General features: G+C 57.7%; 16 protein-coding genes. 10 read left to right on the plus strand and 6 right to left on the minus strand.

Features of this window, described 5'->3' with window-relative positions; translation table 11 throughout:
• Positions 1-3 precede the first annotated feature (3 nt).
• On the plus strand, positions 4-621 hold the full coding sequence (locus tag G392_RS0107620; RefSeq protein ID WP_027009771.1) for a hypothetical protein: 618 nt from the start codon (positions 4-6) through the stop codon (positions 619-621).
• Positions 622-679: 58 nt separating this feature from the next.
• Positions 680-1,777 carry a zinc ribbon domain-containing protein gene (locus G392_RS0107625; protein WP_051255638.1) on the plus strand — a complete coding sequence of 366 codons (1,098 nt, stop codon included), beginning with the start codon at positions 680-682 and terminating at the stop codon, positions 1,775-1,777.
• Between the two features lie 290 nt (positions 1,778-2,067).
• On the opposite strand, the gene G392_RS0107635 is transcribed toward G392_RS0107625, so the two are convergent.
• The 6 genes from G392_RS0107635 to G392_RS0107660 all read right to left on the minus strand — a co-directional run bounded on the left by G392_RS0107635 (position 2,068) and on the right by G392_RS0107660 (position 7,293).
• A complete protein-coding gene (locus tag G392_RS0107635; RefSeq protein ID WP_027009773.1) occupies positions 2,068-3,486 on the minus strand; it encodes a leucyl aminopeptidase in 1,419 nt (472 codons plus the stop codon).
• Between the two features lie 99 nt (positions 3,487-3,585).
• Positions 3,586-5,115 (minus strand): DUF4178 domain-containing protein, encoded by a 1,530-nt coding sequence (locus G392_RS0107640; protein WP_034334757.1) that lies wholly within the window; start codon positions 5,113-5,115, stop codon positions 3,586-3,588.
• Positions 5,112-5,744, minus strand: coding sequence for a pyridoxamine 5'-phosphate oxidase (pdxH, locus tag G392_RS0107645; protein WP_027009775.1), 633 nt, complete (start codon positions 5,742-5,744; stop codon positions 5,112-5,114). Before pdxH ends, G392_RS0107640 begins: the two co-directional genes overlap by 4 nt.
• A gap of 148 nt (positions 5,745-5,892) precedes the next feature.
• Positions 5,893-6,327, minus strand: a complete 435-nt coding sequence (gene nusB, locus G392_RS0107650; RefSeq protein WP_027009776.1) for a transcription antitermination factor NusB — start codon at positions 6,325-6,327, stop codon at positions 5,893-5,895.
• Positions 6,324-6,806, minus strand: coding sequence for a 6,7-dimethyl-8-ribityllumazine synthase (ribH, locus tag G392_RS0107655; protein ID WP_027009777.1), 483 nt, complete (start codon positions 6,804-6,806; stop codon positions 6,324-6,326). The genes nusB and ribH overlap by 4 nt, the downstream gene beginning before the upstream one ends.
• Before the next feature lie 166 nt (positions 6,807-6,972).
• On the minus strand, positions 6,973-7,293 hold the full coding sequence (locus tag G392_RS0107660; RefSeq protein WP_027009778.1) for a DUF2185 domain-containing protein: 321 nt from the start codon (positions 7,291-7,293) through the stop codon (positions 6,973-6,975).
• Positions 7,294-7,498: 205 nt separating this feature from the next.
• On the opposite strand from G392_RS0107660, the gene rpsO reads away from it, so the two are divergent.
• The 8 genes from rpsO (at position 7,499) to glnE (ending at position 15,508) form a co-directional block, all read left to right on the plus strand.
• Positions 7,499-7,768: a 30S ribosomal protein S15 gene (rpsO, locus tag G392_RS0107665; RefSeq protein WP_027009779.1), complete on the plus strand. Its 270-nt coding sequence runs from the start codon at positions 7,499-7,501 to the stop codon at positions 7,766-7,768.
• 100 nt (positions 7,769-7,868) lie between these two features.
• Entirely contained in the window at positions 7,869-8,417 is a 549-nt protein-coding gene (locus G392_RS0107670) for a glutathione peroxidase (RefSeq protein WP_027009780.1), read from the plus strand.
• An 11-nt stretch (positions 8,418-8,428) separates the two neighbouring features.
• On the plus strand, positions 8,429-9,370 hold the full coding sequence (locus G392_RS0107675; protein ID WP_027009781.1) for a D-2-hydroxyacid dehydrogenase: 942 nt from the start codon (positions 8,429-8,431) through the stop codon (positions 9,368-9,370).
• 173 nt (positions 9,371-9,543) lie between these two features.
• Positions 9,544-10,512 (plus strand): septum site-determining protein MinC, encoded by a 969-nt coding sequence (gene minC, locus G392_RS13300; protein WP_027009782.1) that lies wholly within the window; start codon positions 9,544-9,546, stop codon positions 10,510-10,512.
• Between the two features lie 72 nt (positions 10,513-10,584).
• A complete protein-coding gene (gene minD, locus G392_RS0107685; RefSeq protein WP_027009783.1) occupies positions 10,585-11,397 on the plus strand; it encodes a septum site-determining protein MinD in 813 nt (270 codons plus the stop codon).
• Between the two features lie 3 nt (positions 11,398-11,400).
• Entirely contained in the window at positions 11,401-11,691 is a 291-nt protein-coding gene (minE, locus tag G392_RS0107690) for a cell division topological specificity factor MinE (protein WP_027009784.1), read from the plus strand.
• Complete coding sequence (locus G392_RS0107695; RefSeq protein ID WP_027009785.1) at positions 11,688-12,623, plus strand: LysR substrate-binding domain-containing protein; 936 nt, start codon at positions 11,688-11,690, stop codon at positions 12,621-12,623. The genes minE and G392_RS0107695 overlap by 4 nt, the downstream gene beginning before the upstream one ends.
• A gap of 218 nt (positions 12,624-12,841) precedes the next feature.
• A complete protein-coding gene (gene glnE / locus G392_RS0107700) occupies positions 12,842-15,508 on the plus strand; it encodes a bifunctional [glutamate--ammonia ligase]-adenylyl-L-tyrosine phosphorylase/[glutamate--ammonia-ligase] adenylyltransferase (RefSeq protein WP_027009786.1) in 2,667 nt (888 codons plus the stop codon).
• The last annotated feature ends 309 nt before the right edge of the window (positions 15,509-15,817 follow it).

Here is a 15,817-nt window from a genome sequence, read left to right on the forward strand (position 1 = left end):
GATATGAACATCACCGACACCACTTCCCGCCAAACCGCCGCCAGTTTTGCCGAAGCCTTCGCCTGCCAAGCCGGACAAATATCGTGGCGCGAATGGCAGCCCTATTATCCCGTTGGCAGTTTGGCGCATGCGGGCGAATTTTTGTGCGAACTGTGCTTGTGGGGCATGAATGCGCATCAAACCGTTTTATCGCCCACACTCAAGAATTTGAGAATGGTGTTGATACTGATGCTGTCGTTCGGTTGGATTTTTCTATCCGTCCGGTGGCTGCCCTTGTCGGTAATCGGCTTATGGATAAGCTACCGCCTGTACACCGCCCGCCGCCCCACCGTCCAAGTGGATTTCACCGCCAAAACCGTGTGCCAGCGCGACAAACAGCACACACAAACCATTGAAATCAACTCAAGCTGTTGTTTGGCATACAGCATTTTCGGTAGTTTGTTGCAGCGCGATGCGTATATCGTTTTCAATTTGTATCACGACAACGGCAAATGCACGCAGTTGCTGGGTATGGCTGCCGCGCCGCCGTTCGGCAAAGCGGACACGGATACCGTGCGGCACACCCAAGCCTTTGCGCGTTACCTTGCCGACCGCCTGAATATCCGTTTGATTACGGAATAGCCTAGCGGATTGTTCAGGCTGCCTGAAACCCAAATCATTAAACAGAAAGGAAAAAATCATGAGCTACAAAATCCGCCAAACCCCGCCGCCGTCCCGCGCCGACCGTCCGACCGAAAAATGGTTCCGGCGCGGACTGTGGCTGATTGCCGTGATTTTCGCCTCGTTTCTTATCGGCTTGGGCGGAAAAATTGTCGGCGACCTGCCGCAAGCCGAACCCGAAAAATCCCTGCGCCACTACATGCCCGCCGCCGAACTTGCGCCTTTGGAAAAGCAAAAAACCGATTTGGAACAAAAACAACCCGCACTCACCCGCGAATTGGAACAAGCCGAATTGGCGTTGGCGGAGCAGCAAAAAAACGTATTGGCGGAACAAAAAAACCTCAACAACTGGCTTGCCACCCGCACCGTTACCGAACAATCCGCGCAAAACCCCGAAGTGCTGGCGCGTACCCGCCGTTTGGACGCCTTGCGCGAACAGGAAAAAAACCTGCAAAAAAATATTGACCGCGTGCAAAAACAACAGCTTGATTTGGAACAAGCCATTGCCGTGATTAATGAAAAAATAGAAACGCTGGAACAACGGGCGCAGCCTTTGAAAGATGCTGCCGACCGCCGCATTGAATTGACCGTGTTTCTCTACCGTTTGGCACTGACTTTGCCGCTTTTGCTGGCGGCGGGCTGGCTGTTTGCCAAGCAACGGCAATCGCGCTGGTGGCCGTTTGTGTGGGGATTTATCGGCTTTGCGCTGTTTGCGTTTTTTGTGGAACTGGTGCCGTATCTGCCCAGCTACGGCGGCTATGTACGTTATGCGGTGGGCATTGTGCTGACGGTGTTGGCGGGACGTTACGCGATTATCGCGATGGGGCGTTATCTGGAGCGCAAACAGGCGGAAGAAGCGCTGCCGCCCGAACACCGCCGTCCCCGCGCCGATTACGACCAAGCCTTGCTCGCCATCGGCAAACAGATTTGTCCGGGCTGCGAACGCAGCTTGGATTTTGCCAACGCGCAAATGGATTTTTGTCCGCATTGCAGCATCAGGCTGTTTCAGCATTGCGGACATTGCCAAACCCGTTACAGCGCGTTTTACCGCTATTGTTTCCATTGCGGGCGCGAAGCCGAAGAACATTCCCGTCCGTCCGTTGAAGGTGCGCCATAAGGTGTGTCATCGTTTGAATTTTGATACTGAAAATCAGTGCAATATGAAAGCTGCCGTCATTCCCGCGAATGCGGGAATCCACTGCCAGATGACCTGAAAGCCATGCTTTATCAGGATTTTTCGTGCTTCAGCTTGGATTCCCGCCGGCGCGGGCATGACGGTGCAGTGCTTTTTCGGTCAATTGATGACACGCCCCGAAACGGCACTATCATAATAAAAAACACCACAAAATAATTGGTATTTTGTGGTGTTTGTGCAGATGGAACGGTGTTCGACCCGTCCGTTCGGGCTTATTGCTGCGCGGCCTGATTACGCAGGTATTGCACCAGCAGGGCAACGGGGCGTCCGCTCGCGCCTTTTTCTTTGCCTGATTTCCATGCCGTGCCGGCGATGTCCAGATGCGCCCAAGCGTAGTTTTGCGCGAAATGGGCAAGGAAGGTGGCGGCGGTAATCGTGCCGGCAGGGCGTCCGCCGATGTTTTGCAAGTCGGCAAAATTGGATTTGAGCTGCTCTTTGTATTCGTCAAACAGGGGCAGTTGCCATGCTTTGTCGTTGGTTTCGCGGGCGGCGGCGAGCAGTGCGTCTGCCAAGTCCTGATTGTTGGCGGTCAGCCCGCTTGCCACATGACCCAAGGCGATGATGCACGCGCCGGTGAGGGTGGCGGCGTCAATCACCGCTTTGGGCCGGAAGCGTTCGACATAGGTCAGCGCATCGCACAAGACCAAACGCCCTTCGGCATCGGTGTTCAGGTTTTCTACGGTGGTGCCGTTCATGGTTTTCACGATGTCGCCCGGCTTGGACGCGCCGCCGTCCGGCATGTTTTCGCAGGTGGCAACCACCACTTTCAAATTAATCGGCAGCTTGGCTTTTACGGCGGTGAGAAACGCGCCAATCACGCTTGCCGCGCCGCACATATCGTATTTCATTTCGTCCATGCCTTCGCCGGGTTTGAGCGAAATGCCGCCCGAGTCGAAGGTCAAACCCTTGCCCACCAGCACAATCGGTGCCTGTTCGGGGTCGGACGCGCCCTGATGGCTCAATTCCAGCAGCTTGGGTTCTTGCACGCTGCCTTTTGCCACGCCCCAAAATGAGGGCATGTTGTCGCGGATAAAGTCGCCGCCGAGAATGGTGGCGGACGCGCCGAGTTTTTGTGCGGCATCGGCGGCGGTTTCCGCCAAATAAGTCGGGGTGCAGACATTGGGCGGGCAATTTGCCAAGTCTTTGCAGAAATTCGTGCCGAACAACAGGGCATCGGCAGCATCAATGGCGTGTTGCACCGCTTCGCCGTGCTGTGCGTGTACGAAAACCGCGTGCGTCAGTTTGGCGGGTTCGGACTGCGATTTGAAGCGGTCGAAGCGGTATGCGGCTTCGCCGAAGGCGGCAATCAGCGCAGTGGCGGTGCGCGGCGCATCGATGTGGCAGAAAATATTCACATCAACGGCAACGGCGGCGTGTTTTTGCGCCCAAGCGGCGGCTTCGCGTGCGGCTTTTTGCAAGGTGGCGGTGTCCAAATCGGCAAAACGCAACACGGCAAACTGCGCCAACTTGCCTTCAAACGGCACTTGCGCGGCGGCAAACGATTCGTTTTCGCCCAAAGCGGCTGCCAACAAAGCGGCGGTTTCGTGGCTGATTTTGTTTTCCGTGCCTTTGGTGCAGACAAACAACTGCGCCGCCTGTGCGGGCAACTGTGCGGATACGGTGAATTGCATGGTCAAACTACTCCGAGTGGTGGTGTGAAAAAATCAAACGGGTGCGGATTGTTCGTCCGCACGGGTGGGAAATCAGGGTGGCGGGACGGCGCGTCCTGCTCATGCGTCATCGCGCCCGAACATCAATGCTTGGTACACGAACACGCTGACCACCGCAGACATAAACAAGCCGCCGAAGTCGCCCCTGCCCAGCAGGGTCAGCCAAGCGGGCAGGTTAATCAGCGCGTAAAAACCGAGCAAGCCACGGCGCAGCCTGTCGGAAGGCGCATTTTGGCGGTCGCGGGGTTGGTCGGCGCGTTTGCCCAAAGACGGAAACGCGGTCAGGATTTCGCGGTTAAACCGAATGGGCGTGCTGCGGCTCCACGCCAGCTCGTGGCGGCTTTGTTCGGCGCACAGCTTGGCGCGTCCGTCCGCATAATCGGTGTAGAGCGACACGTCGCCCGTGCGGATTTGCCAATAAAACGCGCCCGCCGCATAGCTCACGCGCCCGCCGTAGCGGTAGAGCAGGGGCTTGCCCTGCGGATTGCCGTGCGGGTCGGTGCGCGGAAACGCCGCCAATGTTTCCGACTCGAACCAGCCGTCTTCGGGGGTTTCCACCAGCCAGTGGAAGCGTGTGCCGTCCGGTTCGTAGAGCAGATAGGCAAACCACCAGCCGCGCGGCACGATGCCTTCGGGCGGATAGCCTTCCAGCGCGGCGCGGGCGTCGTCGCCGTCCAGCTCTTCATAGCGCACCGCGCCCATCACCGTTACCGCTTTGCCGCGCCACACGCCCTGTGTGCCGATGGGCAGGGTGAGTGCTTTTTGTTGGGCTTGGCGCATGTTGTTGGCGGCAATCAGCACGGTGTCCTTGCCCGATGTGTCCAATTCGCTGTTGCAGGCGGGGCAAATCAGCTTTCGGGTCAAACCGTATGCCCAATGCACGGGCGCGCCGCAGTGGGGGCAGGGGTTGGCACAGCGTTCGCCGCGCAGCCGTCCTGCCGCTTGGCGGATTTGGAAGCGGTCGCGCAGGTTGCCCAAAGACAGCGATTCGAACGACACCACGCTGCCCAAATAGGCGGCGGGCGGGGTTTCGCCGTAGTCCAGCGTGAGAAAATGCTGTTCGCAACGCCAATCCGCCACGCGGTTGTGCCATTGTTCGGGCAGGACGAAGGGCAATTCGCCCTGTGCGGCGGCGTGGCTCAAGGTGATGTCGCGCACGTCGCTGGCGACAAAATTTTTGCTGTAATGCAGGGTGGTTTCGCCGGCGCGGATGCGGGAAAATTCGGGGCAGGATTCGGGCGGGGAAACGCGGCGGGTGAGGGCGTACAGGTCGCCCGCTTCGGCAAGCCAGCCGTTGCTGCCGTCTTCAAAACGCAGATACCATTCGTTCCACACGCCCGCATCGTAACGCGCCTGAATGCGCCCGATAAGGGCAAAGCCCAAGGCGGCAAAACGCCCCGTCGTGCCGATTTGCAGGGGCGATGCGTCTTCCAGCAAGGCGGAATCGCGCCCCGTGTCGTTCAGGCTGCCGTCTTGCAGCACCAGCATGCTGTTGCAGTAGCCGCACACCACCGTAACGGCGGTGGGCGATGCCACGTCCACCGGTGCGCCGCAGCTTGGGCAATCGGTGTGGAAAAACGGCGTGCTCATGGTGCGAGCCGTTCTTTGTGCCATGCGGTGCCGTCCGAGCGGTAGCGGATGCGGTCGTGCAAACGGCTCGGACGTCCCTGCCAAAATTCAAGCATGTCGGGGCGCAGCAGATACCCGCCCCAATGCGGCGGGCGCGGTACGTCTGCCGGATACTGCGCGGCAAACTTCGCCGCCCGCGCCAGCAATACGCTCTTGCCCGCAATCACGCGGCTTTGTTCGCTTGCCCACGCGCCGATGCGGCTGGTGTAGGGGCGTGAGGCGAAGTAGGCATCGGATTGCGCGGCGGGCAGGCGTTCCACCCGCCCCGTTACCCGCACCTGACGTTCCAGTTCCGCCCAAAAAAAAGTCAGTGCCGCAAACGGATTGTGTGCCAAATCCTCGCCTTTGCTGCCGGCATAGTTGCTGAAAAACACAAAGCCCTCGTCATTGGCTTCTTTCAGCAGCACCACCCGCGCATGGGGGCGTCCGTCCGCGCCGACTGTGGCAAGGTTCATCGCCGTGGGTTCGTTCACTTGCGCGGCAAACGCTTCTTCCAGCCACAGGGCAAACTGCGTCAAAGGCTGTTCGGCGCATTGGCTGCGTTTGAGTTGCTGCTTGCTGTATTCGGCGCGGATGTCGTGCAAGTTCATCAAAATTCCTTTTCGGTTTGATACCCCGTTTACGGCGGTAAAATCAGCTTTTGTTCGGGCGGAGCGCAAGCCCGTTCCAATCAGGGCAAGGCATGGGGCTGCGCTTTATGCGTGCTGCCTTGTGTGTTGAAACATGGCGTGTTCCTTGTCAGTGCGCTTGGCGTTTGCCCTCGTGCGGGCGCAGCTTGGCGGCGAGTTTGTCCAAAATGCCGTTTACGAAACGGTGGCTTTCCGTACCGCCGAAGGTTTTGGTGACTTCAATCGCTTCGTTGATGATGACGGGGTAGGGCGTTTGCGGCATTTCCTGCAGTTCGTACGCCGCCATCAGCAGCACGCTTTTTTCAATCGGGTTAATCAGGCGGATGTCGCGGTCGGTGAGCGGACGAATCAGCTCGGCGTATTGCTCGCGTTTGGCATTCGCGCCGAAAAAAATCTGCGTAAACAGCTCGTCGTCTGCCTGATGGAAGTTGCGGCTTTCGCGAATGTTCGCGGCGATTTCGGGGGCGGCGGTGTCGTTGATGGCGGCTTGGTACAGTGCCTGTACCGCAAATTCACGCGAACGGCGGCGCGGGGAAATTTTCATCGTGATTCCTTAAGTTCGTGTTCGGGTGCGTTCAACTGCTTGAGCAAATTTGCCATTTCCACCACCGCTTTGGCGGCGTCTTCCGCTTTCTCGCGCACCCGCGAATGGGCTTGCGAATCGTTTTCGGTGGTGAGAATGGCATTGGCAATCGGAATGTTGAAGTCCAAGCCCACGCGGGTGATGCCCGCGCCCGATTCGTTGGCTACCAGCTCGAAATGGTAGGTTTCGCCGCGAATCACCGCGCCCAGTGCCACCAGTGCGTCAAACTGCCCGGAAGCCGCCATGTTTTGCAGCACCAACGGCACTTCCAAAGCGCCGGGAACGGTGGCGGCGGTGATGTCGTCGTCTGCCACGCCCAGTGCCGTCAGTTGGCGGCGGACGATGGCAAGCATCGCGCTGCCGATTTCGTTGGAAAAGCGGGCTTGGACGATGCCGATTTTCAAACCCCGACCGTTGTGGTCGGGCGCATAAGTACGCATGAGGTTTCCTTTTTGATTGATTTTTCGTTGAATATTGTGTCGGCAGGGCGGGTTTGGGGTGTGCCGTTAATTAAATTTTTTACTGAAAACCAGTATCATACAAACACATCGTCCCGCCCGCGCGGGCATGACGGCGCGGTGTTTTTTGTTTAATTGATGACAATGCCTAATCCTGCGGCTGCCAGTCGGCGGCGGCGACAAAGCCCTGCGTGTCCTCACACCATTCCCACGCGCCCGCCGCTTCGCCCATCAGCGCGGCGGTATCGGGGTGGCCGCGCAGCACGTCCTGAAGCGGCACGGTGGCGAAATTGTCGGGATTGTCGCAAAATTCATCGCTTTCATCGCCGCGAAAAAAACGCCAGCCGCTGTCGTGTTCGAAAGCGGGGGCTTCGCGGTAGAGAAAACCGACGGGCGCACCGTCGTCCAGCAAACGGCTGACAACGGCATAGTCCAAAGCGGCGGACAGGGCTTGGGCAAAGGCATTCACGGCAACAAACGTTCTTTAAAAACCATATCGGTCGGATTATACGCTATTTCGGCAAAAAAATTCTGTATCGGGGCGGCAGATTGTGGCATAATCCCGCCGTCCCCGAGTTTCGATTGGGGGCATGTTCAGGAGTTTGCAGGGGTTTTGCGTTCCCGCTCGGCAAACTTGTCGCCGCAAGGCTTGATTTTTATTTAGGATTTTGATTATGGCTCTGACCGTAGAACAAAAAGCACAAATTGTCAAAGATTTTCAGCGCAAAGAGGGCGACACCGGCTCTTCCGAAGTGCAAATCGCGCTGCTCACCTTCCGCATCAATGATTTGACCCCCCATTTCAAAGCAAACCCCAAAGACGTGCACAGCCGTCGCGGTTTGCTGAAAATGGTCAGCCAGCGCCGCCGCCTGCTCGCCTACCTGCGCCGCACCGATGCCGACACCTACCGCAACGTGATTACCCGTTTGGGTTTGCGCAAGTAAGCGCAGACAGGCTGAACGTCCGTGTTTTTGCCAAGCCGCCCCGCCACACACACGAGGGCGGTTTTGCTTTTTCCCCCAACTGTTTTCGCAAGGAACAACCATGTCTTCCGTTTATGATTTTACCGTCAATACTTTGGACTATCAGGCACGCGCTTTGAGCGACTATCGCGGCAAGGTGCTGCTGATTGTCAATACCGCCACCCGTTGCGGGCTGACCCCGCAATACGGGCAGTTGCAGGATTTGTATGCCAAATACCGCGAACAAGGCTTGGAAATCTTGGATTTCCCCTGCAACCAGTTCCGCGAGCAAGCGCCCGAAGAAGGCAAGGAATACGCGCAATTGTGCCAAATGAAATTCGGCACGGAATTTACTATTTTTGAAAAAATCGAGGTAAACGGCGACAACGCCCACCCGCTTTATGTGTTTTTGAAGCAGCAAAAGCCCGAAGACGAAGGCAATGCCAAATTTCAGGATTTGCTGATTCGCTTGGCGTCTTTGGGCGAGAAGCGCGAGGGCAGCGACATCAAGTGGAATTTCACCAAGTTCTTGATTAACCGCAAAGGCGAAGTGGTGGCGCGTTACGCACCCAGCACCGAGCCGCAGGAGTTGGCTGCCGACATCGAGCGTTTGCTGGCAGAAACGGCATAAGGGTGCGGGCGATGACGCGGATTGTCTTTCTCGACCGCGATACTTTGCCGACCCGTCCGTTTTGCTTTGATTTTCCGCACGATTATGCCGAATACGGCTTGACCGCGCCCGATGAGTTGGCGGCGCGGATTGCCGGTGCGGACATCGTCATCTGCAACAAGGTGGTGTTTGACCGCGCCGCCTTTGCCGCCGCGCCGCGTTTGAAGCTGATTGCCCTGACGGCAACCGGCTACGACAACATCGATTTGCCCGCCGCCCGCGAAGCGGGGGTAACGGTGTGCAACGTCCGTGCCTACGGCAACGAAAGCGTGGCGGAACACGCCTTGATGATGATGCTCGCGCTGATGCGGAACCTGCCTGCCTACATGCGCGACGTGGCGGCGGGCGTGTGGCAGAACGCGCCGTTTTTCTGCCATTTCGGTGCGCCCGTGCGCGAGTTGCACGGCAAAACGCTGACCCTGTTCGGGCGCGGTAACATCGGGCAGACGCTGGCAGGCTATGCGCGGGCGTTCGGCATGACGGTGCTGTGGGGCGAACGCAAGGGCGCGGCAAGCGTGCGCGAAGGCTATACCCCGTTCGGGCAGGCACTGGCGCAAGCGGACGTGGTGTCGCTGCATTGCCCCCTAAACGCGCAAACGCGCCACATGATTGGCGAAGCCGAATTGCAGATGATGAAAGCGGGCGCGGTGCTGATTAATGTCGGGCGCGGCGGTTTGGCAGACGAACAGGCAGTGTTGGCGGCGCTCAAATACGGGCAATTGGGCGGTGCGGGCTTTGACGTGTTGGGCCAAGAGCCGCCCCGCAACGGCAACCCCCTGTTGGCGCGGCTGCCGAATCTGATTGTTACCCCGCACAACGCTTGGGCAAGTGCCGAAGCCCTGTCGCGCATGACCGATATGGTGGAAGCCAACGTCCGTGCCTTTGTTGCGGGTACGCCGCAAAACACCGTTTGAGCAAAGCGGCATTTTTCAGATACACCACTGTTCAACATCTGATTTTTCCACAGAAAAGAAACACGGCGGGACTTTTTCCCCGCCGTTGCCGCCGTATGCCGCCCCCGCTATTGAACAAGCCCGACAAAAAGGGTACACTTGTCCCCATTAAATAAAACAATCACATTTGAAACATGAAATCTGCGTTTAACGTCAAATCGGCGCGTTTGGATGCTTTGGCGGTGCGCCTGCACGAAAATGATATGGGCGCCATTCGGGAAACCCTACAGCAAAACATTGAAAAATACATAAAATTTAAAGCATTGCCCTTTGTGCTGGACATCAGTGGCGTGGACGCGCCCGATGAATTGCCGGTGGGCGAAATCGTTGCCCTGTTTGCCCTGTACGGCATCAATATTGTCGCCCTGAGTCACCGCGACACCGCCGTGGCGGCACTGGCGGCGGCGCACGAATTGTCGTTTGTCGCCAAACTGCGGGTGGAAGCGTCTGCCGAAACGGCAAACGAAACCCCGCCGCAGGAAGCAGAACAAACAGACACCGCCGCAACGGCAGACACAAACGATGATGGCAGCGCAAACCCCGCCGCCGAAGACACCGAAGACACGCCGCCGTCCAAACCCGCCCGCGATGAAGACGCGCTGTACAACGACAACGACGCGGTGAAAACCGTGGAAATGGCAAAAGAAGCCGACCTGCTGGACATCACCCCCGAAGTGTCGCCGGAAGCGGCGGCAGAAGCGGCAGAATCGGGCATGGCAACCGAAGATGCGCCCGCAGACGGCAAAGTCAGCATGAATGCCGCCAAGCCCACCATTGTCGTGTCCGCCCCCGTGCGTACCGGACAGCAGATTTATGCCGAACAAGCCGACTTAATCGTACTCGGCTCGGTCAGTCCGGGCGCGGAAGTCATCGCAGACGGCAACATCCACATCTACGCCCCCCTGCGCGGACGCGCCTTGGCGGGCGCATCAGGCGACACCAACGCACGGATATTCGTCCAATCCATGCAGGCGGAGCTGGTTTCCATTGCCGGCATCTACCGCGTATTCGAACAAAGCCTGCCGCAGCACCTGCACCGCAAACCCGTGCAAATCGAGCTGCACGACGACCGCTTGGCGATAGGCGCCATCCGCACCGAATAAGCGCGGAACGTTTTTGTTTTCAAAAGCCCGTGCCGACACGGGACACAGCATTTTTTGATAAGGAGCCCCAAAGTGGCAAAAATCATTGTAGTAACCTCCGGAAAGGGCGGAGTAGGCAAAACCACCACCAGTGCCAGCATTGCCAGTGGTTTGGCATTGCGCGGCCACAAAACCTGCGTGATTGACTTTGACGTGGGTCTGCGCAATCTGGATTTGATTATGGGCTGCGAACGGCGCGTGGTGTACGACCTGATTAACGTCATTCAAAAAGAAGCCACCCTCAACCAAGCCCTGATTAAAGACAAACACTGCGACAACCTCTACATCCTGCCCGCCTCGCAAACCCGCGACAAAGAAGCCCTGAACAAAGCGGGCGTGGAGCGCGTTTTGGCGGAACTGATTCAAAGCCTGCGCTTCGAATACGTGATTTGCGACTCGCCCGCAGGCATCGAAACGGGCGCACTGATGGCACTGTATTTTGCCGATGAAGCCATCATCACCACCAACCCCGAAGTTTCCAGCGTGCGCGACTCCGACCGCATCTTGGGCATTTTGCAGAGCAAATCGCGCAAAGCCGAGCGTGGTCAAACCGTAAAAGAACACCTGCTGATTACCCGCTATTCGCCCGAACGCGTTTCCAAAGGCGAAATGCTGTCGGTACAGGACATTCAAGACATTCTGCGCATTCCCCTGCTGGGCGTGATTCCCGAATCGCAAAGCGTGCTGCAGGCTTCCAATGCCGGCTCGCCCGTGATTCACCAAGACAACGCCAACGCCGCCGAAGCCTACAAAGACGTAGTGGCGCGCCTGCTGGGCGAAAACCGCGAAATCCGTTTTGTCGCGCCCGAGAAAAAGGGCTTTTTCAAACGCCTGTTCGGGAGATAAGCCATGTCTATTTTTGAGTTTTTGTTCGGCAAGAAAAACAAGTCGGCGAATTTGGCGCGCGACCGTTTGCAAATCATCATTGCCCAAGAGCGCAACACCCGCGATACCGAAAACGAAACCCCCGACTTTCTGCCCACCCTGCAAAAAGAGCTTTTGGAAGTATTGTCCAAATACGTGAAAATCGAGTTGGACGACATCAACATCGCCCACGAAAAACGGGACGGCATCGACATGCTCGAGCTGAACATCACCCTGCCCGACAACAAAACCGCCAAGGGGGTAAGCCTGCAATGACGCTGACCGAATTGCGTTATATCGTGGCGGTGGCGCAGGAGCGGCATTTCGGTCGGGCGGCGCAGCGCTGCCACGTCAGCCAGCCCACTTTGTCCATCGCCATCAAAAAGCTGGAAGAAGAATTGGGGGTGATTTTGTTCGACCGCAGCAGCAACGAAGTCATCACCACCGATTCGGGCGAGCGTATTGTCGGGCAGGCGCGTAAGGTGCTGGGCGAAGCCGATGTGATTCGCCAAATGGCAACCGAAGAGCAAAACGAGCTGGAAGGTGCGTTGAAATTGGGCTTGATTTTTACCGTTGCGCCCTATCTGCTGCCGAAGCTGATTTTGTCGCTGCGCGACATTGCGCCGAAAATGCCCCTGATGCTGGAAGAAAACTACACCAATGCGCTCACCGATTCGCTCAAGCGCGGCGAGTTGGACGCGGTGGTGGTGGCAGAGCCGTACCACGAAACGGGTGTGGAAGTGATGCCTTTGTATGACGAGCCGTTTTTTGTGATTGTGCCGAAGGGGCATGCGTTTGAGGATTTGGACGAGGTGGAAGCATCGCAGTTGCAAAACGAGCGTTTGCTGCTGCTGACCGAAGGCAATTGCATGCGCGACCAGATTTTGGGCAGTTGCAGCGAATTGGCTTCGCGCCAGCGCATTCCGGGCTTGACCAGCACGTTGCAGGGCAGTTCCATCAATACCATCAGGCACATGGTGGCAAGCGGTTTGGGCATCAGCGTGCTGCCCGCCACCGCGCTGACGGAAAACGACCATATGTTGTTTTCCATTGTGCCGATTGCCCAGCCCGCGCCGCAACGGCGCATCGTGTTGGCGTACCGGCGCAATTTTGTCCGTCCGAAGGCGTTGGCAGCGCTGCAAAATGCGATTGTCAATGCGCAATTGGCGGGGGTGAGTTTTGTCGCGCCCGTGCAGGCGGAAGCGTAAACGGGCGGCGGTGGCGCAGGCATGCGGCTGTTTGGCGCGGAATGTTCCGTGTTCAAGCAGCTTTTTGTTTTGATTAAAATGCCTTTTTGGTGTGAAACCCCGCCGTTTACGGCGGTAACGGTTTTTTTATTCGGTCGGGGGGGTAACGCCATCCGAATCAGGGCAAGGCATGGGGCTGTGCTTGATGTGCATGAAACATTGGACGGAGCGGATAAGTGATGACGGATAAGGATTTGGCACGGGCGCGGCAGTATTCGCTGTGGCTGGCGCGGCAGGCAGACAACGGTTTGTTGGACGAAACGTGGCTGCTGCCGCGTTTGGCGCGTCCCTTAGATGCCGATGATTTTTCAGGTTTTGCCGATTGGCAGTCGCCGGACGAGTCAGATTTGGCACGGTCGTTGCGGCGTTTGCGCCGTCATGTGCTGGCGCAGGTGATGGTGCGCGATTTGGGCGGGGCGGCGGATTTGGACGAGGTGTGCGGCACGGTTACGCGGTTGGCGGATTTTGCCGTGAATGCGGCGGAACGCTTTGCCCATGCGGCGTTGGCTGCCCGCTACGGCGAGCCGTACGGTCATTTTAGCCGTGCGCCGCAGCGTTTGAGCGTGGTGGCGATGGGCAAGGCGGGCGGGTTTGAGCTGAATGTGTCGTCCGACATCGATTTGATTTTTATTTATCCCGAAAACGGTGAGACGGACGGCAAACGCCGCATCGGCAATCAGGAGTTTTTCACCAAAGTCGGCAAAAAAATCATTGCGTTGCTGGACGATGTTACCGAAGACGGGCAGGTGTTCCGTGTGGACATGCGTTTGCGCCCTGATGGCGACAGTGGCGCATTGGTGTGCAGCGAGGCGGCGCTGGAGCAGTATTTGGCAACGCAGGGGCGCGAGTGGGAGCGTTATGCGTGGTGCAAGGCGCGGGTGGTAACGCCGCACGCCAACGGTTTGCGCGATTTGGTGCGTCCGTTTGTGTTTCGCAAATATTTGGATTATAACGCTTATGAGGCGATGCGCGATTTGCACCGCCAAATTGCCGCCGAAGCGCACAAGCGCGGTGCGGAAAACAACATCAAAATCGGCACGGGCGGGATTCGCGAAGTGGAGTTTGTGGCGCAGATTTTCCAGATGATACGCGGCGGGCAAAACCGCGCCTTGCAGCTTAAAGGCACACGGGAAACGCTGAACTGCTTGGCGGAACACGGCATTTTGCCCGAACAAACGGTGGCGGAGTTGTCGGCTGCCTACCGTTTTTTGCGCGACACCGAACACCGTTTGCAGTATTGGGACGACGCGCAAACGCAGATTCTGCCCGATGCGCCCGTGCAGCGTGCGGCATTGGCGCGAAGCATGGGTTTTGCCGATGATGAAGCGTTTGCACAGGCTTTAGATGACCACCGTCAGCGCGTGCATGCCGTGTTTGCCGAGATTTTGGACACGCCCGAACGCCGTGATGATGCGGCGCATGCTTTGGACGGGCTGTGGCGTGGTGCGGACGACGACGGCGCGGACACGGCGGCGGCGTTGCGCCAAGCGGGCTATGCCGATGTTGATGATTTGGCGGGGCGTTTGCGGCGTTTGAAAGCGGGCAGCCGCTACCGCCGTTTGTCCACCCACGCGCAACCGCGTTTTGATGCCGTGGTGCCGCGCCTGTTGGAAGCGGCGGCGCGTTGTCCGCAGCCCGAACGCACCGCCGCCCGTTTGTTGGACTTTTTGGAAGCGGTCAGCCGCCGTTCCGCTTATTTGGCGTTTTTGCGGCAATACCCCGCCGCCTTGGCGCAACTGGCACAACTGATGTCGCAAAGCGCGTGGCTGGCGGATTATCTGCAACGCCACCCGATTTTGCTGGACGAATTGCTCTCGGCACAACTGATGGCGCCTTTGGATTGGACGGCGTTGGCAAACGAATTGGCGCGGCAGTTGGCAGCGTGCGAAGACACCGAAAGCATGATGGACACCCTGCGCCATTTCCAACACGCGCAAACCTTCCGTTTGGCGGTTCAGGACTTGGCGGGGCTGTATTCGGTGGAACGCATCAGCGACGAACTTTCGCAGCTTGCCGACACCGTGCTGGCTGCCGCCCTGCCCGAAGTGTGGCGGCGCATCGCCAAAATCCACCGTCCCGACCCGCAATTTGCCGTTATCGGCTACGGCAAACTCGGCGGCAAAGAGCTGGGCTACGCTTCCGATTTGGACTTGGTGTATCTGTATGACGACCCCCACCCCGAAGCCGCCGAAAACTACGCCAAACTCGCCCGCCGCCTGAATACCTGCTTGAGCGGCAGCACCGGAGCGGGCACCTTGTACGAACTGGATTTGCGCCTGCGCCCCAACGGCGAAAGCGGCTTTCTCGTTCACAGCACCGCCGCCTTTGCCCGCTACCAGCGCGAAAACGCATGGACATGGGAACACCAAGCCCTCAGCCGCGCCCGTTTCGTTTGCGGCGCGGCAGACGTGGCGGCACAGTTTGACGCCCTGCGCAGCGAAATCCTGACCCAAAACCGCGACCAAACCAAACTAAAACAAGATATTGCCCAAATGCGCGACAAAATCGCCGCCACCCACCCCCCGCACGGCCACGACATCAAATATGCGCGTGGCGGGATTATCGATGTCGAATTTATCGTCCAATACGGCATTTTGGCACACGCCCGCGCCCACCCCGAATTGCTCGACAACAAAGGCAACATCGCCCTGCTGGCACGCATGGCGCAAAACGGCGTTTTGCCTGCCCAATCCGCCCGCGCCGCCGCCGAAGCCTACCGCCGCTACCGCCAACGCCAACACGCCGCATCGCTGCACGACCATGCTGCCATTGTGGTTGATGACGATTTGCGCCGCGATTATGCTGCTGTCTGCCAATTATGGGCGCAAGTGTTTGATAAAAAATAAACACAGCACCATCGTTGAAATGATTTATTGTGCATACAAAGGCGGGACAACGCCGTATGGGAAATAAATCATTTCAACTGTGTTTGGCTGGGGCGTGTCATCATTTGTATTTTCTCACTGAAAATTCAGTGCAATATAAAAACATGCCGTCATTCCAGCGAATGCGGGAATCTACTGTGCAATACTTGGCAAGCGATGTTTTATCGTTAATGTTCTTTAATTTTCATACGGCGTTGGCTCGCCTTGCCGTATTACCCATACTGTCTGCGGCTCGCCGCCTTGTATGAAAAATAAATCTCATCAACTATA

This window comes from Conchiformibius kuhniae DSM 17694 (genome assembly GCF_000428785.1).
In the GTDB taxonomy this organism is placed as follows: Bacteria; Pseudomonadota; Gammaproteobacteria; order Burkholderiales; family Neisseriaceae; genus Conchiformibius; species Conchiformibius kuhniae.